The sequence below is a fragment of the Paenibacillus sp. SORGH_AS_0306 genome, assembly GCF_030819345.1.
GTDB lineage: Bacteria > Bacillota > Bacilli > Paenibacillales > Paenibacillaceae > Saccharibacillus > Saccharibacillus kyungheensis.
In genome coordinates this window covers 5,130,446-5,153,475 of sequence record NZ_JAUTBP010000001.1, presented here as the reverse complement: position 1 = coordinate 5,153,475, position 23,030 = coordinate 5,130,446, and the positions used below count along the sequence as shown (strand labels likewise).

At 40.3% G+C, this 23,030-nt stretch carries 21 protein-coding genes; 2 read left to right on the top strand and 19 right to left on the bottom strand.

Features of this window, described 5'->3' with window-relative positions; all coding sequences use genetic code 11:
* Positions 1-61: 61 nt before the first annotated feature.
* The 7 genes from QE450_RS22895 to QE450_RS22865 form a co-directional block, all read right to left on the bottom strand.
* Positions 62-1,093, bottom strand: coding sequence for a peptidoglycan DD-metalloendopeptidase family protein (locus QE450_RS22895; protein WP_307302354.1), 1,032 nt, complete (start codon positions 1,091-1,093; stop codon positions 62-64).
* Between the two features lie 20 nt (positions 1,094-1,113).
* Entirely contained in the window at positions 1,114-2,454 is a 1,341-nt protein-coding gene (locus QE450_RS22890) for an ABC transporter permease (RefSeq protein WP_301263110.1), read from the bottom strand.
* Positions 2,447-3,352 carry an ABC transporter ATP-binding protein gene (locus QE450_RS22885; RefSeq protein WP_307302352.1) on the bottom strand — a complete coding sequence of 302 codons (906 nt, stop codon included), beginning with the start codon at positions 3,350-3,352 and terminating at the stop codon, positions 2,447-2,449. The genes QE450_RS22890 and QE450_RS22885 overlap by 8 nt, the downstream gene beginning before the upstream one ends.
* 113 nt (positions 3,353-3,465) lie before the next feature.
* The gene (locus tag QE450_RS22880; RefSeq protein WP_307302350.1) at positions 3,466-4,398 is read right to left on the bottom strand and encodes an ATP-binding cassette domain-containing protein; all 933 of its coding nucleotides are present in this window, start codon (positions 4,396-4,398) and stop codon (positions 3,466-3,468) included.
* 49 nt (positions 4,399-4,447) lie between these two features.
* Positions 4,448-4,837, bottom strand: coding sequence for a GntR family transcriptional regulator (locus QE450_RS22875; RefSeq protein WP_274171090.1), 390 nt, complete (start codon positions 4,835-4,837; stop codon positions 4,448-4,450).
* Positions 4,838-4,879: 42 nt separating this feature from the next.
* Positions 4,880-5,611 (bottom strand): hypothetical protein, encoded by a 732-nt coding sequence (locus QE450_RS22870; protein ID WP_307302348.1) that lies wholly within the window; start codon positions 5,609-5,611, stop codon positions 4,880-4,882.
* Positions 5,612-5,953: 342 nt separating this feature from the next.
* Entirely contained in the window at positions 5,954-6,142 is a 189-nt protein-coding gene (locus QE450_RS22865) for a hypothetical protein (protein WP_069329489.1), read from the bottom strand.
* Positions 6,143-6,775: 633 nt separating this feature from the next.
* On the opposite strand from QE450_RS22865, the gene QE450_RS22860 reads away from it, so the two are divergent.
* Entirely contained in the window at positions 6,776-7,990 is a 1,215-nt protein-coding gene (locus tag QE450_RS22860) for an MGDG synthase family glycosyltransferase (RefSeq protein ID WP_307302344.1), read from the top strand.
* A 97-nt stretch (positions 7,991-8,087) separates the two neighbouring features.
* Here the strand turns inward: QE450_RS22860 and QE450_RS22855 are convergent, their stop codons facing one another.
* Positions 8,088-8,666, bottom strand: coding sequence for a xanthine phosphoribosyltransferase (locus QE450_RS22855; protein WP_273614706.1), 579 nt, complete (start codon positions 8,664-8,666; stop codon positions 8,088-8,090).
* Between the two features lie 644 nt (positions 8,667-9,310).
* On the opposite strand from QE450_RS22855, the gene QE450_RS22850 reads away from it, so the two are divergent.
* A complete protein-coding gene (locus QE450_RS22850; RefSeq protein ID WP_204826536.1) occupies positions 9,311-9,658 on the top strand; it encodes a helix-turn-helix domain-containing protein in 348 nt (115 codons plus the stop codon).
* 195 nt (positions 9,659-9,853) lie between these two features.
* On the opposite strand, the gene QE450_RS22845 is transcribed toward QE450_RS22850, so the two are convergent.
* The 11 genes from QE450_RS22845 to gmd form a co-directional block, all read right to left on the bottom strand.
* Complete coding sequence (locus QE450_RS22845) at positions 9,854-11,182, bottom strand: UDP-glucose dehydrogenase family protein (protein WP_274171093.1); 1,329 nt, start codon at positions 11,180-11,182, stop codon at positions 9,854-9,856.
* A gap of 321 nt (positions 11,183-11,503) precedes the next feature.
* The gene (locus QE450_RS22840; protein WP_307302341.1) at positions 11,504-12,685 is read right to left on the bottom strand and encodes a glycosyltransferase family protein; all 1,182 of its coding nucleotides are present in this window, start codon (positions 12,683-12,685) and stop codon (positions 11,504-11,506) included.
* Positions 12,649-14,016, bottom strand: a complete 1,368-nt coding sequence (locus QE450_RS22835) for a sugar phosphate nucleotidyltransferase (RefSeq protein ID WP_273614703.1) — start codon at positions 14,014-14,016, stop codon at positions 12,649-12,651. Before QE450_RS22835 ends, QE450_RS22840 begins: the two co-directional genes overlap by 37 nt.
* Before the next feature lie 59 nt (positions 14,017-14,075).
* Positions 14,076-15,362: a glycosyltransferase family 4 protein gene (locus tag QE450_RS22830; RefSeq protein ID WP_273614702.1), complete on the bottom strand. Its 1,287-nt coding sequence runs from the start codon at positions 15,360-15,362 to the stop codon at positions 14,076-14,078.
* Between the two features lie 35 nt (positions 15,363-15,397).
* Positions 15,398-16,003, bottom strand: coding sequence for a putative colanic acid biosynthesis acetyltransferase (locus QE450_RS22825; RefSeq protein ID WP_307302338.1), 606 nt, complete (start codon positions 16,001-16,003; stop codon positions 15,398-15,400).
* A 19-nt stretch (positions 16,004-16,022) separates the two neighbouring features.
* Positions 16,023-17,276: a glycosyltransferase gene (locus QE450_RS22820; protein WP_273614700.1), complete on the bottom strand. Its 1,254-nt coding sequence runs from the start codon at positions 17,274-17,276 to the stop codon at positions 16,023-16,025.
* Complete coding sequence (locus tag QE450_RS22815) at positions 17,206-18,459, bottom strand: hypothetical protein (protein ID WP_301263117.1); 1,254 nt, start codon at positions 18,457-18,459, stop codon at positions 17,206-17,208. The genes QE450_RS22820 and QE450_RS22815 overlap by 71 nt, the downstream gene beginning before the upstream one ends.
* A gap of 1 nt (position 18,460) precedes the next feature.
* Positions 18,461-19,003 carry a DapH/DapD/GlmU-related protein gene (locus QE450_RS22810; protein ID WP_301263118.1) on the bottom strand — a complete coding sequence of 181 codons (543 nt, stop codon included), beginning with the start codon at positions 19,001-19,003 and terminating at the stop codon, positions 18,461-18,463.
* A gap of 65 nt (positions 19,004-19,068) precedes the next feature.
* Positions 19,069-20,229, bottom strand: a complete 1,161-nt coding sequence (locus QE450_RS22805) for a glycosyltransferase family 4 protein (protein ID WP_274171097.1) — start codon at positions 20,227-20,229, stop codon at positions 19,069-19,071.
* Between the two features lie 304 nt (positions 20,230-20,533).
* Positions 20,534-21,901: a flippase gene (locus tag QE450_RS22800; protein WP_273614696.1), complete on the bottom strand. Its 1,368-nt coding sequence runs from the start codon at positions 21,899-21,901 to the stop codon at positions 20,534-20,536.
* A 92-nt stretch (positions 21,902-21,993) separates the two neighbouring features.
* Complete coding sequence (gene gmd, locus QE450_RS22795) at positions 21,994-22,977, bottom strand: GDP-mannose 4,6-dehydratase (protein WP_273614695.1); 984 nt, start codon at positions 22,975-22,977, stop codon at positions 21,994-21,996.
* Positions 22,978-23,030: the final 53 nt, after the last annotated feature.

The following is a 23,030-nucleotide window of genomic DNA, read 5'->3' as shown; positions in this document are numbered from 1 at the left end:
ATGTAGGATAGAAAACAAAAAGGGATAGTCATCATGACTATCCTTTTTTGGCATATTTGATTTATTTGGCTGTAATCGTCTCACCCTGTACAGGTTTACTTCCATCTTGCCACTTGATCTGAATCGCTTTGGACTTGAACAGATCAGCCCCATCAGACACCTGATAATGTAAATGTGCTTCGCTGGAATTGCCAGAGTTCCCAACCAATCCTAGCTTATCGCCAGTTTTGACCCTATCCCCAACTTTCACCAATGCCGATCCTTTTTTCATATGACCGATTACGCTGTATTCACCGTTGCTATGCGCAATAACTATCTCGTTACCCGCAGGCACTTTCGGGTTCATTTTACCTACAGGCTCGTTATCTGGAATATTACTTAATACCGATACCACTTTACCATCCGCAGGTGCATATAGCGGTTGTCCAAAAGCATAATAGCTTTCATTTTTGAGTGGATCGCCTTTGTAAGAGTATCCATCTTTGCGCTGGATAAAGTCATACGCGTAACGCTGACTTTCGTACTCATAATGGTAATTGATCAACGCATTATTACCACCCCAGAACACAAACCAGTCGCCTTTAAATGGAAACGCATATTCATTTTTGGTGGTAACTTTATCGGTTGCAGGTGTAGGCGTTAAAGCTTTGGCTTGTAGCCCTAGAATCGTTCCCTGCTGGTCTATTGTTAGGTTAAGCCCTATATTTCCTGAATCACTAACCCATGAACGCACATCTGCATCATTGATCTCCATATCAGCGGCTTTATTAAATGCTTTGACAGATTGAAGAGAGGCTTCAGCTGAACTGACAAAATCTTTTTCAGAGATTTGCTTTTTAAAATTATCGCTAAATTGAGCATATACTTCTTTATATTGGCCTTCTAACAAGGCAGTTGGAACTTCTTCTGCTGTAAGCTTAGCTGTTGGCGTAGTCGGTTGCTCTGTAGCTGTAGTTGGAGTCGTTGTATCCACTGTTGTGGCTGGTTGAGCTGTATTTGTACCACTACAAGCTGTAATCGCCACTGTGAGTGCTCCAAGCGCTAATGCCCATTTACTGTAATGCATCCATGTTACGTTATTGTTTTTTTTCATATTATTGCACCTCTTACTTACTAAATTTTATAAGATTTCATTGCTTTACGTAATTCTTTCAAGCTTGGACGTTTTCCATACATCAATACACCGGTGCGATAGATTTTGGCAGATAACCAGCCGAAGAACAGGATAGATACCAGTAAAATACCAATAGATATCGCGATTTCCCAGATTGGCATTGAGCCAAGCCCAATTCGTACAATAGATGTTGTCGGCGAGAAAAACGGAATATACGAAGAGATACGCATTAATAACGAATCTGAATTGGAGATACTAAATATTCCAATATAAAATGCAGCCAATGTTAACATCGTAATCGGTGATATCGCTTGTCCCAAATCTTCTGTACGACTTACGATCGATCCAATCGCTGCGAACAAGGTCGCATACAAGAAGTAACCTAACACATAATACAACAATCCAAATCCAACAATATTCAAAGATAAATTACTGACATGCAGATCGAACTTAGCCAGTACTTCTTGATAATATGGTAGAGATAAGTTAACTGCGATCACGATACCGTATGAAGCAATCTGTGTGAGTCCGACTAAGAAAACACCGATAATCTTACCGAACATTTGCGTCAGTGGAGATAGACTGGAAATTAATATTTCCATTACCCGCGAACTTTTCTCTGCTGTAATCTCGGATGCAATCATATTGCCTGTAATCGTCAGCGAGAAGAAGAACAGGACCATAAGTAAATAGACCAGAATATAATTCTCGGTGTTAGACTTGATTGGATTTTCTTTTTTGGAATCGGCATTGCCATTAAGATCATCTGGAGAAGTATGATTTACTGTGACCGGTGTACCGATCTGTTCTAACTGTGTATTGGTTAACTTCCCTGCGGCAATATATTGTACTTTGGCTGTTTGTGTAGCCGTCTGTAATAGACTTTGAATAACAACATCATTTTTTTCACTCACATACGTCACGGCAGGGAACGCAGGATCGCCTTGAGATGGCTTTTGTAATAATAAATATCCGCCAATCTTGCCATCTTCTACTTGCTTCCGCAAAGTGGCTTCGGATTCAAATTGATCTTGCCATTGTAGCTTTGTATCCTGCAAGTCGCTACTTGCATTCATCATTGGATTGTCTGTAGAAGACTTAGCTTGTTGTTGCTTTTGCGCAGCTTGCTGAATCTGAGTAGCAATCTCATTGTAATTACTGCTTGCGATAGCAATCTTCAGATTATCTTCTCCGTTGTTACCTGAAAATAACTGAATAAAATACGGAATATTCAGTCCAATCAGCAATAACACAGCAAGTGATAATGTTGTCCAACGAAATGATTTGTTTTTGACTTTATTACGATAGGTAAAGCTAATTACATGCCCTAGCTTATTCATTATTGCCCACCACCTTAATAAAGATTTCGTTTAATGTTGGTTCTTTGATCTCGAACTGTTCTACACTTCCCTGTTGCATCGCTAATTGTAAAATCTGTTGTGTCGCTTCTTCTTCATTGATATGAATCAGATAACGACCATTTTCATCTTGTGGTTCTACATTGGTAACGCCTGCGATATCTTGTAGACCGACAAGTGGATTTGCTGTACGCAAAACAACTTTTTCGCGCGGATACGTATGTTTAATTTCTCTTAAATTGCCTTGTAGTACCGGCTTGGAGCGACGTAGTATCGTCATATTACGGCATAGTTCTTCTACATGTTCCATCCGGTGAGTTGAAAATAAGATCGCTGTTCCTTCATCTCGTAATTCTTGAATGACTTCTTTGAGCATTTCCACATTCACCGGATCAAGTCCACTAAATGCTTCATCTAAAATAAGAATACTGGGATGATGAATAACCGCAGCGATAAAGCCCATTTTCTGCTGATTCCCTTTGGAAAGTTCTTCGATCCGTTTATCCAAATATTCCATCGCATCAAATCGTTCCAACCACTTTTTAAGACTTTGCACTGCATCTTTGTGAGTCATACCACGTAATTGTCCGAGATAGACTAGCTGATCACTAATTTTAATTTTAGGATACAATCCACGTTCTTCAGGTAGATAGCCCATCTTGTGTTGTAACTCTGTTCGATATGGCCTACCATTATACAAAATTTCACCTTCGTCTGGATAAATCAGTCCGAGTACCATGCGCATTGTTGTCGTTTTACCTGCTCCATTTGCTCCTAGTAAGCCGTAAATCTCTCCTGCTTCTACTTCTAAGGACAAGTTGTCTACTGCTGTTGTCCCTGCATAATGTTTGATAATTTGATTCAATACCAATGGTTTCATCGCTTGATCGCTCCTTTAAAATATTTTGCTAACGCAAAATCATTTTTTCTTTGGACTTGGGTCGCGCTTTTGGTTCCAAGCGCTTATCGTAAGATATTTTGCTAAAGCAAAAATCACTTTTTTATTTTACTTTGGTCGCGCTTTTGGTTCCAAGCGCTTCGCCAATAGTATAACAAGTCTTCCCATTCTAGCCCTCTGGTCTGGGTAGGGATTCCGTTTTCAGCGGCGGCGGCTTCTAGTTGTAGAGCATCTGTGGTGATGATACGTACAGATAGATCGGATTGTACTTCCCATGCGATAATACCATCGCAGTCGCGCAAGTTATGGATTACGTCGGTATCGCCTGCGCCAGCATTAATCCATATTTCTTTCCATTGTTGATACAGTGTATCTTTTTCTTCTATTCCGTAGATGATGCCGTCATTCATCAGCATGACATAATCGGCAAGTCGTTCTACTTCTTCCATCCGGTGAGTTGTAATGAGGATACTAAGATCACTGGTATCCATAAGTTGGTGCAATGTACGGATCATATCTTTCCAGGCAAACGGGTCTAGCCCGGAAGAAGGTTCATCCATCAGTAGCAAGTCCGGTGTAGTCGCAATAGCTGCGGCAAATTCAAACTTTTGTCGTTGCCCTTTGGAGACTTTGCTTAGATGGATATTGGATGGTACTTGAAATTCAATCAACAACTGCTCAAACTTTTTTTGATTCCATTTAGGATACCAATGAGAACGGAAGCGAGCGGCTTCTAACGCTGTCATTCGATTTTCTTCAATCGATGAATGCTCTGATACATAAGCGATTCGTTGCCGAATATGAATAGGTAACTCATCTTTCTCGGATTGACCGAACCATGTCATCCATCCTTGATCTGGATAAATCGTCTGCATCATCAGATTTAATAAGGTACTTTTTCCTGCTCCATTTTCACCGACAAGAACAGTGATATATCCTTGAGGTAATTCAAAATTAATCGGGCCAATCGTATGTTGACCTCGTGTTTTGTAGACTTCGTGTAATGAGATGACTGATTGTTCCTGCATAGCTGTTTCCTCCTTAGCTATATAATAGGCTTATCATTCAATAGTGTTGTTATGTTGTAAAATGCTGTTGTAATAACTCTGCAAATAATTGTTGCAATTGCTGTTGATCCCAGCCTAGAGCAGCACTTTTCTGAATAGCTTCATTCATAATTTTACGTACATTCTCTTCACTCATCTGGGTAAGTTGCCCTTGTTCGACTTTCATCACAAATGTTCCTGTTCCTTGACGTGTACGTAACCATCCTTCGTTCTCCAAGTCTTGATAGACGCGTCGAATCGTAATCACACTACATTTCAGATCGGCGGCAAATTCACGAATAGAGGGTAATAATGTACCTTCTTGTAATGTTCCTCCAATAATGAGAGAACGTAATTGATTCTCCACCTGCCGATATAATGGCTCAGCACTATCTTCATTGATCTGCACAGGTATCTTCATACCTCTACCCCTCCTAACCGTTGCACTCTCAAATACATTATCTTAGACCAAATCTCTATGCCGTAATGTACGCCGAATGCCATAAATAGATAACGTCATACACACTATACCGACCCCAATAGCACTCCACATCAGCGGTGACGCTAATCTATATTTCATCGCTACTAATAAAAAGGTATTCGTGATATTCCAATCTAACCAGACACTCCCGATCGACAAGAGAATCAGTACAAAAATAGTGACAAACGTAAATTTAATATACTTTTTACCGGAAAGACTAAATTCAAAATATAAATAAAAACTCATTAATGCTATACAAAAGCCAGCCCAAGTGAGCGCAAAAGCAATATAAGAAACAAATGAAATATCTACTTCAAAACGAATTCTCATGATATACAAAATAGAGAAAAACAATGTCCAATTATATAAAAAGATAAGCGCCATCTGCTGAACTCTTCCCCATATAATCGCTGTTGAAGAAACAGGTAAAATGCGAAGATAGACTAAATTTTTGGTGTAAGTATCTTCTTTTTGCAAATTAAACGCTCGTCTAGAAAAATCAGTTCCTAACAACGGTGCACATATCAGCATAATAAAATCAGTTGTACTGGATTGTAAAAAGTGATTTTTTCCAGTCAGTGTACCTGTATAAAAAAGTAAACCTAATACTCCGCCCATATAAAGTACAAATATCGTAGACCAGACAAACATCATCCGATTGTTCGTAAAATCTTTACGAGCTAATATCCAGCCAGACTTGAAATTCTCGCTCATCAATATACCCTCCATTCAGTGTATATACTGTATATATCTATATACACAGTATACATTGTATATATACACTGTCAATAGATTTGAAGATATTCCTTTTTTTATTTTGGAGAGATGATGATTTATGTTATTAAAAAATCATCGATTTACGTTGTTATACGATTTTAAATATAAATTCCATCTCACAAAAGCACAAAAAAAGTCCTCTGGCGGTCAGTCGCCAAAGGACGGTATGTCTTGCTTTCATTAAATTACGAAAATAATCATCACATTCATTGTTCAGTTGTTACATAAAATTATAATCATTACATTTTCAATAATCGTCGCATGTGCTTACATACGTAATCAAGAGACGGACGAATCTAGCTTAACAAGTTCATCCTCGACAAGAAGCGTGAGTTCTTCTTCGTATCCCCCGGTTATGTGATACTTGCGAACATATTCCTTAACAAATTTCTTTGGATCCTTAGGCCGAAAAATGCGTGTCATTTCCCGTAGACTTTCCTTGACTTCGTTGTGTCCTTTAGTTGCCATGGAATTCCCTCCCAAAACGTGCCTTGTTTTTGAGAACGCCGAAAAGATCCTTTGGTGTGTTTGTAGTTAGATATGAAGTTGTATCTCATCTGTGATCTTTTAGCACTTTCTGCGGGCATCTGACATATTACATACCCTTTAAGAGAAATGCTGAATCAATCCGGCTGAATGCTCTTATCTTCTTAGTACAAGGCTGATGTACCCGCATATGGTATATCCCTGCGCATGTGAGCGCCTCTCTAGTGTGTTGGTCGCTGTTAGCAACGTGTTCAACGCCAACCCTTATCTAAGCACCTTATTATTTTATAATATCATACTTTTTAAGATTATAGCACTTTTGTTTGTTAAAAAAAGGTACGAAATAGGTTAATTTTTTGGCGAATCTTTGTTGGATATATTGCGTATATGATATGTAATTCCGTTGCTTGGTCACTGTAGTCAAAAAGGTTGTCTCTAAAAGGATTGTACAGGGTAAACAATAAGAGAACGTTGCTTTTTCTTTTCTATTTGCTATAGTCATCCAGCCCATATTGGATTATCTATAACCGCTCGTGCTATGCTCAAGTTCAGGCAACCTATAGAAGCAGCTTTTTATGGAAATAGAATACATTTGGCTTAGAAAGGAATTTTCGTATGCCGCACAATTCGTCTTCGATTCTAATCGTATATGCAAGCTATGGTCATGGACATTATCAAGCTGCCAAATCGTTGCAAGCTAGTCTGTTAGAACGTGGTGTTCCACATGTAACATTACTTGATGTGATGGCTGAATCTCATCCATGGATCAACAAAATAACCCAGTTTATTTATATGCAAAGCTTCACTACGATTCCTCATTTATATGGATGGGTGTATTATAATACCCGCAAAATGAAAGCCACTTCGTTATTTGGCAAAGCACTTCATTCATTGGGAATACGAAGCTTGCAAGCTGTGTTGGAGCAGGAACAACCTGATCTGGTGATTCATACGTTTCCACAATTGGTGTTGCCTACTATGAAAAAGCGCTGGCAACTAACGATGCCACTTGTCAATATACTAACCGATTATGATCTACATGGACGCTGGCTTCATCCTCATATCGATCATTACTATGTACCTTCTACCGATATGAAGCAAGATATGTTAGCTCAGGGTGTACCACCAGAGCGGATTAGCGTTTCAGGTATTCCTTTACGTGCTGACTTCGATCGGAATCTATTCACAGCCCACCATCCAGTAACAGACGTACCTGATCGCAAGCAACTTCGTATTCAGGCTGGATTGATACCCGAACACAAAACAGTTCTATTGCTTGCCGGTGCTTATGGGGTACTCAAAAATGTTCGTGAAGTGTGTGACCAACTTGCTGAACGTACAGATACACAAGTGATAGTAATTTGCGGTAAAAATGAATCTTTGTTACAAGAGTTAGCTAGTCACTATAGCGAACATCCTGCATTTACGATTATAGGTTTTACAGATCGGATGAGTGAATGGATGATGATGAGTGATTGTGTAATTACCAAGCCTGGCGGGGTGACGGTGGCTGAATGTATTCATTGTGAATTACCTCTTTTTCTACTCAAGCCTGTACCGGGACAAGAATTAGCCAATGCACTGTATTTACAATCGTATCAAGCTGCTGAAGTATGCGAATCTTCTTCTGCGCTAGCTGAACGGCTTATGACAGCACTGGATCAACCAGAAATTCTACAACATATGCAGACACAGCTCCGCACTCTTCAGACTCCTCAAGCAGCAAGCTATATTGCAGATGATCTGATTGAACGCTATCTGTCTCAAGCACACGCCGCTCAGTTACGATCTGTATCGCTCAAGCCTAATTTACAAACCACTATAAATTAGACTTCAATGGAGCGATCCAGCGCACTGCAGAGCTAACACATAATACAAACTATCTATTTCTATTCCATAGAGCAATACCATCATGACTGTGAATCTATCAAGGTGTATCTACAAATTGAACCTGTCCGTTATCTAATGAGCGGATTCGCACGAGCGATTCTAACCGATATCCTTCATCGATCAACAATTGCGCTCCTGGTTGGAATGACTTTTCGATCACGATGCCGATTCCTACTACTTCTGCTCCTGCTTGTTTGACTATACGAGCAAGTCCAGAAGCGGCTTCTCCGTTCGCTAGAAAGTCATCAATAATAAGTACCCGGTCACCTGGCTTGATAAATTTTTTGGAGACGGTGATATCATTGCTCTGCTTTTTGGTATACGAATATACGGTTTCTACAAAGATATCTTCAGTAAGAGTCAGTGACTTTTGTTTACGTGCAAATATCAATGGCACACCAAACTCTAATGCTGTCATAATGCCGGGAGCGATTCCTGAAGACTCAATAGTCAGAATAGTCGTTACACCGGTATCTGCGAATAATTGCGTAAATGCTTTACCGATTTCTTTCATTAATAGCGGATCCATCTGATGATTCAGAAAGGAATCTACTTTCAGAACCTGCCCTTCCAAAACGATACCTTCATTAATTACTTTTTGACGAAGCAATTCCATTATTGTATTCCTCCTTGAGTAAATATAACGAATAGGATCAAGCTAAAGTATCTAAACTATATCATGTCTGCTTCGCTTCTACCTGCAAGATGTTCTTCAATATTAATTAATTTATTTTTAATAATTTATGTTATTTGTCCAAATACCATAGTAAAAAATAATAAAGTAATGGTATAGTAGGACTATATAACTATTATTCATTTATATGTAAAGTAAGTTCATAATATTTTTCTAAATTCCGATATATAAAGTGATCCATACTACCTTATTTTTACGTACATTTTTTATATACAATTTTTGGTTATTGAGTAAATAAATAACTAAGTAGTCAAGTTATATGTTGTATACTTAGATTTTACATAAAACAGCATATGCAATTTTACCTAATCAGTATATATACTAAGATATATATCCCATAGACTCCACTCTTTATAATTTATCTACTAAATTAGTATATAGCCGTATAACAACGCATATCGTCGAAATAGGGAGTATGATTGATACTACAAGCTAGTTAGGAATTGTATTTATATAGGCAATAATAACTTCACATGATATAATATGTATTATTGTCTGCGGCTTTTTTCCTAACTGTAACAGCATCCAAGTCGCACACATTTTAGGTTATTTAGGGGGTTTTTGTATTGTTCGCCAAACGCCTCAAACTACTTCGCAAAAGGCGAAATATGTCGATGAAGGAAGTTGCAGATCATGTAGGAGTAGCCAAAAGCACGTATGCAGGCTACGAGTCCGGATACAGACAACCCACTTTGGAAACGATCCAATCTATCGCTAAAAAATTGAGTACTACTTCTGATTATTTACTCGGTTTGACCGAAGAATTTGATCCTGCTCAACAAAATACGAATGCACGCGAATTTTTAAATTATACTCAACTTCATTGGGACGGTGTTCCTTTAGAAGAAGAAGATCTTCAATTGATTCGTCAATTGTTAGAGCGTGTTGTCAGAGATCGTTCCCATACACAGTGAAATTTCCATTCTATTTCTCTTGATTAGCGCCGATCGAGCGTACTGATAATCAACTACGATATACACCTGAAGCTCTTTTATTTGCTAGTGATGATCGATAGATGTTCTGATCCTCATATCTGAATACAACAGCAAAAAAACCGACACTGAAGTTGATCTTCAGCGTCGGTTTTTGCTATAGGTTAGAATCTTTGATTATGATTGAGTTGCGATAAAGCTATCACGAAGCAATGCTGGACGACCCATAGAATGGTAATCGAAGCCTGTTTCTTTGACACGTTTAGCGCTATATACATTACGTCCATCAACAAGTACCGATTGGTTCATAACAGCTTCGACTTCTTTAAGATCGATATTGACGAACTCGCCCCACTCGGTTAACAAGCAGACTGCATCGCAACCACGAGCCGCTTCTAGCGCACTCTCTGCAAAAGTAATAGACTCATGATCATATTCACGACGGAAGTTTTCTGCTGCTACTGGATCAAATACTTGTGGTTTGGCACCGAATTCTACTAATTTCGGTACGATCTCCAAGGATGGTGCTTCACGGATATCATCTGTATCTGGTTTGAACGCTAGACCCCAGACAGCGATTTTTTTACCTTGCAGTGTACCTAATGCTTCTAACAACTTATCAACGATTCCCCAGCGTTGTGCTTGGTTGACTTCAACTACAGATTTGAGTAATTTAAAGTCATACTCTACATTACCTGCGATTTGGATCAAAGCATGAGTATCTTTCGGGAAGCAAGAACCACCATAACCGATACCCGCATTCAAGAATGAAGGTCCGATACGACGATCTAATCCCATCCCTTTAGCTACTTCATCAACATCTGCGCCTACTTTGTCACAGATATTAGCAATTTCGTTGATAAATGAAATCTTTGTTGCAAGGAATGCATTCGATGCGTATTTGATCATTTCTGCACTACGGATATCTGTTACAACTAGATTTTCTGTTAATGGACGGTGCAATTCAAGTAACAAGTCTGCTGCTTGTTGTGTCTGTACACCCAATACCAGACGATCTGGATTAAATGCATCTTTAACCGCAGAACCTTCACGTAAAAATTCTGGAATCGAAGCTGTATCAAAAGGTTGATCTGTCAAAGAAGCAATAATGCTGTTTACGCGCTCATTGGTTCCAACAGGGACTGTACTTTTCACAGCGACAACAGTGTACCCTTTCATAGAAAGAGCAATCTCACGAGCTGCTGCTTCGATATATTGTAGATCGGCTTCACCGGAAGGAAGTGGTGGAGTACCTACTGCAATAATCACGAGATCCGATTCGGATACCGGTCCACTCAAGTCCGTTGTAAATGTTAGTCGTCCTGCTTCTACATTCTTCATCATCATTTCTTGAAGACCTGGTTCGTAGATCGGGATGCCACCGCTTTGCAATGTTTCGATCTTAGAAGCAATTTTGTCCACACAACGCACGTTGTTTCCTATTTCTGAAAAGCAGACACCTGATACCAAACCTACATAACCTGTACCTATTACAGTAATATTCATCATTACCACTCCTGTTCCTTATTTGTAATTTTATATTTCAAAACAGATTGAGTATGTTATTCCAAAACCTCTATTCATCTATCCCGTAGTTCAACCGATATAGTATTTATAAGAAATTGATTCATTTGTCAGATTGACAGATTCAATCTAGTACGGATTCAATCTATGATTGGACAAATATTTTTCAATCTCATTCTATATTTGGAGGCTGACCATTATGAGATATCAAACTAATCCAACATTTGCAAAAGGATGCCTATGGGGCACTGCAATTTCACTATTATTATGGGGTGCTATCGTCTGGATCGTTATGCACTAAGTTCAGACTACTTTTACATGATGTAAAAGATTCTGAATATAATCAGCAATCTCTATCAGAGTTGAGCTGGATATATGATGATCAGTGCTTGACACTTTGCTTGGTGGCGAATGCTCAAGCTCATCTATCCGATCCTCAGCCGCAAATGTAAGTTGCTGAATCTCTTCCCATGACATCAAGTACAAAGGATGATCGACAGGAACAGCTGCAATCGTATGACGATCTTCATAAAAGTGACTGCGATTAAGCAAAATGAGTGGCTTTGCTAACTCGATCGCTTCACAGACGGTGCCCCATCCTGGCTTGGTTATCACCAGATTGGCGGCAGCTACATAATTCTGTGATTCGGTATATTGATCAGGAATCTGCACGACATTAGGATGGTCAATATCCATATTGGAAGATATGATAAATACGCAATCTTCACTATCCCACAGTTCCATCGTTGACCAATGATCTACCTGTATACTACGACCTAAGCCAAAAAAGATAATTTTTCGTTTTCCGGTCGGATCTAATGCTGTGCGAATACGTTCGACTTCCTGAAGATCAGGCTGTCTGCAAAAGAATCCAGTATCTATCCGGCATTTGCGTCCCCATTGTGGTTCAGCACAACCGGCTAGACTGATAAAATGATCCATCTGCGCGTATGCTTCGCGTAATTGATTCAGATCTGACTTGTCCAACATGTCTTGATAAGCGGTGTACCATGTAAAGTTGGAAATACCTAACGACTCTACACCTGCACGCTGTGCTGCAACAAATGGAATCGGTGAAATATCACTAATGACCAGTTGTGCTTGCACATTTTCTAAAAATTGCTGTTCTTGGGTAACTCTTTCTTCAAACAACGACATATCGAGGTTATATTGTTGTCTAAGGCCTTGTATATCTGCTGCAATCGAATCATTGTGTAACACATAACCCGTATCCGAGAATATGCTTCTGAATTCGATATGGTGATCTTGAGAGATCGCTGACATCATTTGTGATTGCAACGAATCTATTAAAAACGGTAATGCTTTGCCACAATTCACGATTAAGCGGATAGGTGCATCTTGATGTCGCTCTAATATCGTGCGGATAATCGCGATACTTCGAGTCGCATGTCCATATCCATAATCTGAAATGTAATAACAAATGGTGATCAAATCTTCATGCAGTTTTGTTCGATCTCTTCCCATGAATGGAATAGCTCCACAATTTGATCGTTCTGCGCATTGAAGCCCGTTTGGACAACGATCACTTCTAGATCCTTCACTGCACGGATACTATGAAGTGCTTTGACTGGAATATGCAGTACGTTCCCTGCTCTTACCCGCATCATGTTACCGTTTAGCACAAATTCACCTTCGCCTTTAACGACTGTCCATACTTCTTCACGATCGGTATGTGACTGGTAGCTTAAGTTCTTACCTTCTTGCAGACCGATACGCTTCGTTAATACACAGCGTCCGTCTTCATACTTCTGATCATCCAGTACAACAACCCAGCCCCATTGACGTTCTTCATACATAGGACCTTGATCGAAATTCACTAATTCTTTAAGACGTGGACTGGAGGCTTTATCTGATACCAGAATACCGTCCGGGCTTACAGCAACAACAACATCTTTCATACCCAAAATCGTAACAGGTACGTTCGTTTCGTTCACCAGATGCGTATTTTCACAATCTTCACTGATAATACCGCGTCCGATTTGTACGCTGCTCATTTCCTCGGTCAATGTATTCCATGTACCTAAGTCTTTCCAGTAGCCGGTATATGGAAGAGCAATAATGTTATTCGCTTGCTCGACAACTTCGTAGTCAAAACTGATTTTTGGTAAACGATCATATTGTTTAAGGAATTGCTCGTATTGAATAGGTAATCCTTTTTCTTCAAGTAAGCTAATCAGATAGCCTAGTTTGAAAGCAAATACACCACAGTTCCACAGTGCATTTTCAGCAATTAATTGTTCTGCATATTCTTCGGTCGGTTTTTCCTGGAAACGGCTTACTTTGCGTAGACCGGTTTCTGTTGTTTCACCTGACGGAATAATATATCCGTATTTAGAAGAAGGATAGGTTGGTTCTACACCGATTAGTGCGATATCGGCATCGGATTCTTGTAGTGCCATTTCCATACTTTTTACAGTGTCAAAAAACATATTGTCTACATAAGGATCGACTGGCAAAATCGTAATGACTTCATCCAGGCTGACACCTTCCATAGAATATAGATAGGTTGCTGCAAGTGCTATAGCAGGAAACGTATCTCTTCGTTCTGGCTCAATAATAAGGGGTACATCAGCACCGACTTGACTCCGCATAATCTCGACTTGAGATTGACCAGTTGCGATAAGGCTAGACTCGCTTAATCCACAAGCATCCAATTGATTCCATACACGCTGAACCATCGATACCAGTTCACCTTTTTCATTTTCCAGTACTCTCAAAAATTGTTTTGATCTTGCATCGTTAGACAGAGGCCACAAACGCTTACCTGAACCTCCAGATAAAAGGATAAGTTTCACTCCAATCCCTCCCATTTCTTTTTTAGTATGTTACGGATGGTTGGTCGTTCCGACTATATTTATCTTGATTCAGAAACCATAGTTGTTGACGGGGACTGTGTCGCCATGGATAACAATAGCTGACGATATTTTTCCAGCGATACATCGCGGCGTAAATATTTTTCCAGATAATCCCGTCCATTCTGACCGATCGCTTGAATTTCTTCAGCATCCATCTCGTACAGACGACGAAGTTGAATCGCAATATCCTCATAATTTTGAGGTTCTGCTACCAGTCCACAAGCTCCTTCGACAATAAGGCGATGTGCTTCACTACCTGATTCAAGAACACCAAGCACTGCTTTACCAGCCGCCATCACGCCGTAGATTTTACTTGGAACGGAGACCCCTTTGATGCCTTTCTGATTCACGACCAGATGAACATCAGCAGCATTAAGCGAATATTTCAAATCCTCTTTCGGTTGGAAAGGGAGAAAACACACTTGACCGGATTGTTCGAGTCCATGTTGTGCTGCATATTCCTGCATCTTTTTCTTCACCGCACCTTCTCCGATAAAAGCAAAGACCAGATTTTTGCAATCTTTTAGACCCGGTATAATCGTCATTAGATTTTCCAGATCATAATACAGACCCAGATTCCCGGAATACATCACCACGAATTTGTCTTGCCAGCCATGATCGGCAATAAACTTAGCAACTCGTGGATGATTTTTGTCCAACGGAACGATTTCTTCTTCATTCGTCCAGTTGTTAATGACGGTATTTTCGATATGCTTGCGTCCACCAAAGCGATTAACCAATGTCTCTTGCATATCTTTACCAACAGTAATAATATGATCTGCCATCGAGCAATTGATATTATCGATCGCACGAGCGACATTGAAGATCCATTGACGCTTGGTGTATCCAACAGCTTCTGCTTGCTCAGGGTTGAAATCTTGAATATTGTAGATATGTTTGGAACGTTTGAATAATTTGCCTATCGTACCGATCAGTCCACCTAATACCGGTGGTGTAGAGATCGTGTAGATAAAGTCTGTATTTTTTTGCTTCAATAACAAGTAAGTCGCATAGAAGAAGTATGTGGAAATATACTTGATCCGGCTGAACTTACTTTGCTTATCGACCTCAGGAAGACGAATACGAATCACTTTAATATTTTCAAGGTGATCGGTAATATAGCGCCCTTTCGGTGCGGCTTCGCCTCCATACCCTGGAGGACATTCAGCAATAACTGTAATATCAAAGTCATGTTGTAAGTACAGACATAACTCGGTTAATAATTGTCCCGTTGATGCATAGTCGGGATAAAAGTAGTTAATGACAAAAACTATTTTTGGTTTCACACTCATCCCTCTTTTGTCTATAGGACTCATTTGATTTACTTGATACGGTGTACTTGAGCAATCGAAGCCACTGGATTTTCTTTGGTCACTTCTTCAGGAAAACGATACTTGTGAAAAGCAGCCGGAAAACCGATATGCACTTCATTTGCTGGAATATCTTTAAAAATCGTACTGCGTGCTCCTGCAACACCTAATTCGTGAATCGTTACGCCTGGATAGACAAATACGTCGCTTGCTACCCATGCGCCATCTTTTATCGTAATCGGCTTTGTAATCAATCCAAACGTTGGATCGTTCAGCTTATGACTTCCTGTACACAGATAGGAATTCTGGGAAATGACACAATGACTACCGATCACAATCTCATCTAGACTGTAAAATTCAACATTGTCTCCGATCCATGAATACTCACCGATCGTAACTTTCCATGGATACGTAAATTTAGCCGATGGACGAACATGAACACCGAGTCCAAGCTTCGCTCCAAAGCTGTTGAGAAGAAATCTTCTCCAGTTGTACATATTATGCAGGGAGAAGCGGAATAATGTTCCTTGTACAAACCACCAGAGTAGACAATATAGCCCTGATCTTCCGCGCGAATACTCCGCTTGCGAATATTGATCCAGTCTAATATTTACCATCTTCATCCCTCCTTCCCGCTTATTTCATTGAAGTGGATTCTGAATAAACCACTTTTTCTTGCGTACCTCCGTTAATTGCACGATTGAGCACTTTGTCTAACTTGTCAGCAACCACTTTATGCGAACAATCACTGATTAACCATTGCATCGCACGAGCTGGATATAGACTGTATTGTGCTGGATGACGCAAAATTTCGTTAATCGCTGCAGCTAATTCTTGTGCATTATCATTGCCATAGGTTACAAACATATTCTGATTAATCAGATTGATATCGGATACGCCAGAAGTTAGAACCAATTTGCCATATTTGATATATTCGACCACTTTAGAAGGGAACGAACATTCACTGAATAGAATCTTTTCACGTTGTGTATTTACAAATAAATCCGCTTGCTCCATCAATGCCGCATAATCGTTATCATCCAGAAAACCATGGAATGTGATATTGATGCGTGCATTAGACTGGCTTGCGATAAACTGTTTTACTTTTTCTTCTAACGGACCATAGCCTGTAATATCTAATTGAATCATGCGCTCGGTGTTCACGTGGGGGAGCGCTTCAAGCAGAATTTCAATACCACGGTCGTAATCGAGTCGTCCAGAGTACACCATACGGAATGGCCGATCAGCAGTACCTAGATTCACTTCCTGCACAGGCTTGAGCTTCGCAGGATGAACTGTACCTCCACGAACCACTGTATAGTTGTCGGTGCGAATTCTTTTCTTGAGTACAGAAGTAACAAGTACAGCACCATCTAACAATTTGTTGGCAAATTTCTCTACCATTACGGTTAGCTTTTTGTAGTACTTATTCGTTTCTGTTACAGCGTAGATCCCATCTTCATACTCAACGATAAGCGGCACACGATACAGCATTTTGAACAACATCGCTGGTAACGCTGTTTCGAGACGATAGTTGTAGAAAATCACAGCACGTGATTCTCCTTTATGCGCCCGATTCCAACGAACCAGTTGAAAAAAGGTCGTAAACAGTGTCAAAAACAGACTGATAAATTTCGCATCCACCGTTGCCGGATAAATGACTTCACTTCGATGTCCAATCGAATAACGATCTGCGCTAAAAAAACGAAATGTATTCTTTTTGAGTAGCAATGGTGAGATCACCGTAATCTGGTTATCTCCTTCCTCCAACGCATGCAAGATACAGTCAATTTTTTTATTGCCTGCCGTATGTTTTGAGCTATATCCCCTTTTCTGGTGCAATTGCTCGTCCACGTAAGGGGCTACGTAAGCGATTGACTTCGTTTCCATGGAGTTGTTCACCACTCTTTAATTTTTGTTCTGAAGCTTTTACATCGAAAAACATTAACATAACGAACAATGGCTGAAAGATCATATTTTCAGTAGAAAAGACTATGATCAGTGCAATAAAGATCAGTATGCTTTGAAACACACTACCGATTGCTCGCTGTAATCTTGAATAATAGTAGATCAACATAATCAGTAGTAACGGTAAGCCAAATTGATAACCAAAGGTCAGTAATGAATTTGAAGAATCACCTATTCCATACCGTTCCATCAGTACGCTATTGTTCTGGAAGCCCCAACCGACGAGCGGTTTCTCGATCATTAGCTCCAGATTCGATGTCGTATCCAGTGATCGGCGATCAAATGATTGATTGCCATCCTGAAACTTATCTGCAATAACACCACTTTGACTTTCAAAATAAATCAGCGGAATTAACAGCAACAACGGAATAATAAGTTGCGTCATTTGCTTGCGTTTACCGCTACGGATAAGATAAGCGAAGTAGATCAATCCGCAGATCATATATCCGGAAGTGGACATCGTTGTGAGTAATGTACCGGTAACGAGAATCAATTTCCATTTGGGCAGCTTCCGGTTGGTGAACAGCATCAGGAAAATGCCCAAATTCAGAAAGACTTGAAAAGCACCAGGTTCCCAGAAGATCCCCTGATTTCGTGACATATTCCAATTCCCATATACATAAAATGGTGTGATTCGATAAACACCATTCCATACATCGACTGTGGGGAATGTCGATCTTACAAACTCAGGGCTAACTACACCCAGAGCATAGAACGGTAAGCTTAGCAAAGCTAACGCGACGATAATCCACTGATAGCTTTTACCAGCTTGCTGGATATCCAGACGATTGATAATCATAAAAATCGCTAGAATTTTGAGGATCAATCCACCATAACCGCCCACATTATCGCGATACAGTAACATGTTGAATAAGATAAAAGCTAAGATCACCATTAAAGTCAAAAAGTGCTTGGGTTCAATCCGCTTCGGAAAGTAAAACACTACCGCTGTTGCGAACAGAATCATAATAAAGAGGGAATAATATAATTTGCCGAATAATACAGAACCCGACGTAATGACAATAAGTACCATCGTAATAAAGATGATGAGCTTATTTTTGACGGTAATATCTATTTTTGGCGACAAACTCTGTGCATTCAGCATATTATTCCACTCCTTCCAAGTGCTTAATGACTTTAGCCGGTACTCCAGCAGCGATGCAATTGGGTGGAATCGAGCTTGCGACAATACTGCCCGCTCCAATCACACTATTGCGACCGATTGTTACTCCTTTGAGTACAGTCGCATTTGCACCAACCCATACATTATCTTCAATGACTGTATCGGCTTTGCCCACATCCAGTGGATTTTTGTTGAATCGACGATTTTCCGGCTTGATCGGATGAAAATCGGTATCACTGATCTGTACATTGACACCTAGCATCACTTGATTACCAATACGGACGCGAGACACTGCACAGATACTTGCTCCGCTAATCCCTACATCATCGCCAATTTCAATCACAGCACCTTCTGCAAGGGTACGAATCACTGTACGATGATTGAGTCCGATCGGGTTGCTATAATCGGATGAGCACAAAATAGCGTTATGTCCGATCTGAATCGAGCTTCCCTTTTCTCGATCCACAATCGGCATGCCTACAGCAATCAAGTTGTTGCCAAATGTGATCTGCTGTTCTTTTAGCATTCTCCGGGTGAAGACGGTAGAACACTTTTTAGCTACTTTGCGTTTGAAGCGTATAAAGCTTGTGATCATACGGTTTCTCTAACGAAGAATCGGTTATAGAAATCAAATGTCCGCTTGGTGTTTTTACGCGCATCGAAGTTCTCTTCTGCAAAAGCTAATGCATTTTGAGAAAGCTTCTCGTATAATGCTTTGTCTGTACCGATTTTAACCATATAATCTTCCATCGCTTGATGATTACCATCCTCGAACAGGAATCCTGTTTTGTTATGAAGAATCAGTTCATTCGGGCCACCAATATTGGTAGCAATCGCTGGCTTCTTCATTGAGGCTGCTTCAATAATACTGCGTGAAAAGTGAGGTTCTACAAACGGGCACATCATGACATTACTTGCGGCAATTAACTGCGGTACATCGTCACGGAAAGCCAGTGTAATGATCTGATCATTTCCTTTAGCTTCTGCCATAACTTTGTCTTCGTATGCATTATTTTTATTAAAGTAAAATCCACCAACGATCAACTTGAAGTTCGGATGACCTTTGCTGATTTTGTTAAATGACTTCACCAGATCCAATACTCCATTCCCTGTTACCACACGACCAATGTACAAAAAGACGATATCGTCATCGTCTATACCGAGTTCCCTGCGAACAGGAGTCCCGTTTACATCTGGATTGTAGGTTCCAAAGTCCACGAAGTTGTATACGACTTCTAATTCTTTACCATTGCTATCGACCGTCTCGGAATCGAACTGATCGATCGAGATATACCCATCCACGTATTTGTGATTCATTCGTTTTAAAATATTTCCTGCGAATGAGTTGAGTAGCGGTTCGCGTACATGGCAGACTACTTTAGTATCAGGAGATACTTTTTTGACTGCTTTAGCGACTTGGAACAGACATGTGCTGTTCAAGTGAACGATATCCGGTTTGTATTTACGGATATATTTTTTAGCTTGAAAATACGTAGGTAGTGCTCCAATAAGATTACGAATAAACAGTTTCGGTCTCATTCCTGATACTGTTGATCCGTGGAAAGGAAACATGCCTTTAGCGACTTCTACCGGTAATCCACCGGATTCCAGCAGTTTTACAGCCGGGCCGTTGCGAATTGTCAGTACATGACCATCAAATTTTGTCTTATCCAGATGACTAATGAGATAAGTCAGACTTTTCGGTGCTCCGCCCATGAATCCTGAATGATGGACATATAGTACTTTTTTCATCAGCTCTTACCTCCTTATGTCTGTGATTAAAATGCTTTGAAATGATCAGCTTGTAGTGATTACGAGTGACACCGCTACGGTAATTCAATTGTTCTACCGATCGCTGTTAAGATCGGATATTTTGAAATACTGCTTGTCGCAGTTTATATCCGAATCTTAAAGGCGAACGCTTTGCTTCTAACGAACAATTCAATTTCCTTCGCTCTGACGCTCGTTGCTCACTACGCTGCCATTTCAAAAATGATTTGTAAGCAAGATATAATATCGGCCTGCATGGTATAGACAGACCTTGTTAATGTAGAAATTAATTGTTGGTTCTGACTTCACGTTTTTTGCCAGGTCTAAGTTTGTTGAAGATGGCAGTGAATGGAGAGATTAGTGTTTTGGACATCATGATGCCGGATACGCGGGTTTCTTTGAATAAGAAAGTAAAGGCGTAACTGGATACGATAAATGCCACGACTGTTCCCATCGCTGCGCCGACTCCACCGAATAATGGGATCAGAATCAAGTTGATTCCGACTTTGGCAACAGCACCCATTACCTGACTGATCAGTTCGAAGCGATACAATCCTTCGCTAATGATCCATTTATTCAACGCTGCTCTCATAAAGACGAACAAACATGCCCAGACGTGAATAACTAGAATACTGATAGCGCCTGTGTATTCTTGACCATACAAGATAGAAATTACCGGTTTGGCCATAAATGTCACGACGATACAGATAGCAAGTGCGAACCAGAAAAGCATGTTATACAGCTTTTGCAGTTCGGCTTTGTAAATATCAGGGCCGAGTTGCTTATTTTTGATCATACTCGGAAAGTACGATGCCGCGACTACGGTTGGTATGACGTACCATACTTCGGAAAGTCTGGCGGCAACCGCGTATACTCCAACGGCTGTCTCATTGATCATATAATTCAGCATAACCTGATCAATTTTGAGATAGATAATCGTGGATATTCCGGCTACGATCAAAGGCCAGGAACTATTCATCAACCGTTTACCAAGCGGCCAGTTAAATGACCATTTGGTGAACTGAATTTTGTTTCCCTGTGTGAATAGTAGGAAAAGAAATCCAAGAATCAGCTCCAGTGCATAAGAAACAGCGAACCAGATCAATGGTGCATGCATAACCACAAGCAATACTTTCATAATGGTTGTTAAAGCAAACGCAGCACCTTTGGCATAGACAGCATATTTGGCTTCCACGACTGAATCAAACCACTGGGAAATAACATCCAGCGGTTGAAACAGAAGGTTAGCGGCAATAATGACCATACTCCACTGCACGACTGGATCTTGTCCCGGCAGTGTAAAAGCAGCGACAACAGTTATTGCAAAAGCAATCAATCCACTGAACAGTCGTAATAAGGAGACTGTTCCGAGAATTTCGGTTTTGTTATCAGGATCTTGCACCAGTTCTTTGACGATAATATTAGCAAGTCCTAACGGAACAACTGCACCAATAATCGTTACAAAAGCAATCGCGAAATTATATTGCCCAAATTGCTCGGGACCCAGATAACGCGCTATCCAGATACTGGTGATCATGTTGATCGCAAGTCGTCCGAACTTGTCCATGATCTGCCAGTTGGTATTGAAAAAGATTTTGCGTTTCTCTGGCGTCATCGAAAATTTCTTTCGCATTTTGGCGATCGGGTTAGCCATGTGGTTATCATCTCACTTCATCATTTTGCAAAAGTCCGTGGCAGTAAGTTACCCCTTAACTGATCTTTTCCTAATGGTGTAGAAGGAATCGATTAATATACAGGTACTTCTACTGGTCTTCCAGCATGACGTTTAAGATCGGCATCCACCATATTAGCTACCAATTGTTTGAAACCAACTTCCAATTCCCAGCCCAATTCTTGTTTTGCTTTTGTGCAATCACCAAGCAACAAGTCTACTTCTGCTGGGCGAACAAACTTCTCATCAATTACTACATAGTCTCTCCAGTTCAGACCCACATGATCAAAAGCAACTTGTACTAGCTCTTCAACCGTATGCATTTCACCTGTAGAGATAACGAAATCGTCCGGTGTATCTTGTTGAAGCATCAACCACATTGCTTTCACATAGTCACCTGCAAATCCCCAGTCACGTTGAGAATCAAGATTACCTAGACGAAGCTCTGTTGCCAGACCCAATTTGATCTGTGCTACACCATCAGTGACTTTACGAGTTACGAATTCAAGACCACGACGTGGTGATTCGTGATTGAACAAGATACCGGAGCAAGCGAACATATTGAAGCTTTCACGATAGTTGACTGTGATCCAGTGTCCATATAATTTAGCTACGCCGTAAGGGCTACGCGGATAGAAAGGTGTTGTCTCTACTTGTGGAATAGCTTGTACTTTACCGAACATTTCACTACTGGATGCTTGGTAGAAACGAGCATCTGGCTTAGCGATGCGTACCGCTTCTAGCATGTTTGTTACAGCTAGTGCTGTTAATTGACCTGTTGCGATCGGTTGTGGCCAAGAAGCTGCTACGAATGATTGTGCTGCCAGGTTGTATACTTCATCAGGGTTAGAGATGCGTACCGCTTCGATCAATGAAGCCAAATCTGTCAAATCACCAGAGATCCATTCGATTTTATCTTGGATATGAGCGACATTCTCGTAGTTCGGTGTACTTGTTCTACGACGAAGTCCAAATACTTGATATCCTTTTTCTAAAAGCAGTTCCGCCAAGTACGATCCATCTTGTCCTGTTACTCCAGTAATTAGTGCTCTTTTCATAGTTAATTCCCTCCACAGTATGTTTTTATTTTTTTGATATTTATTTGTTTATA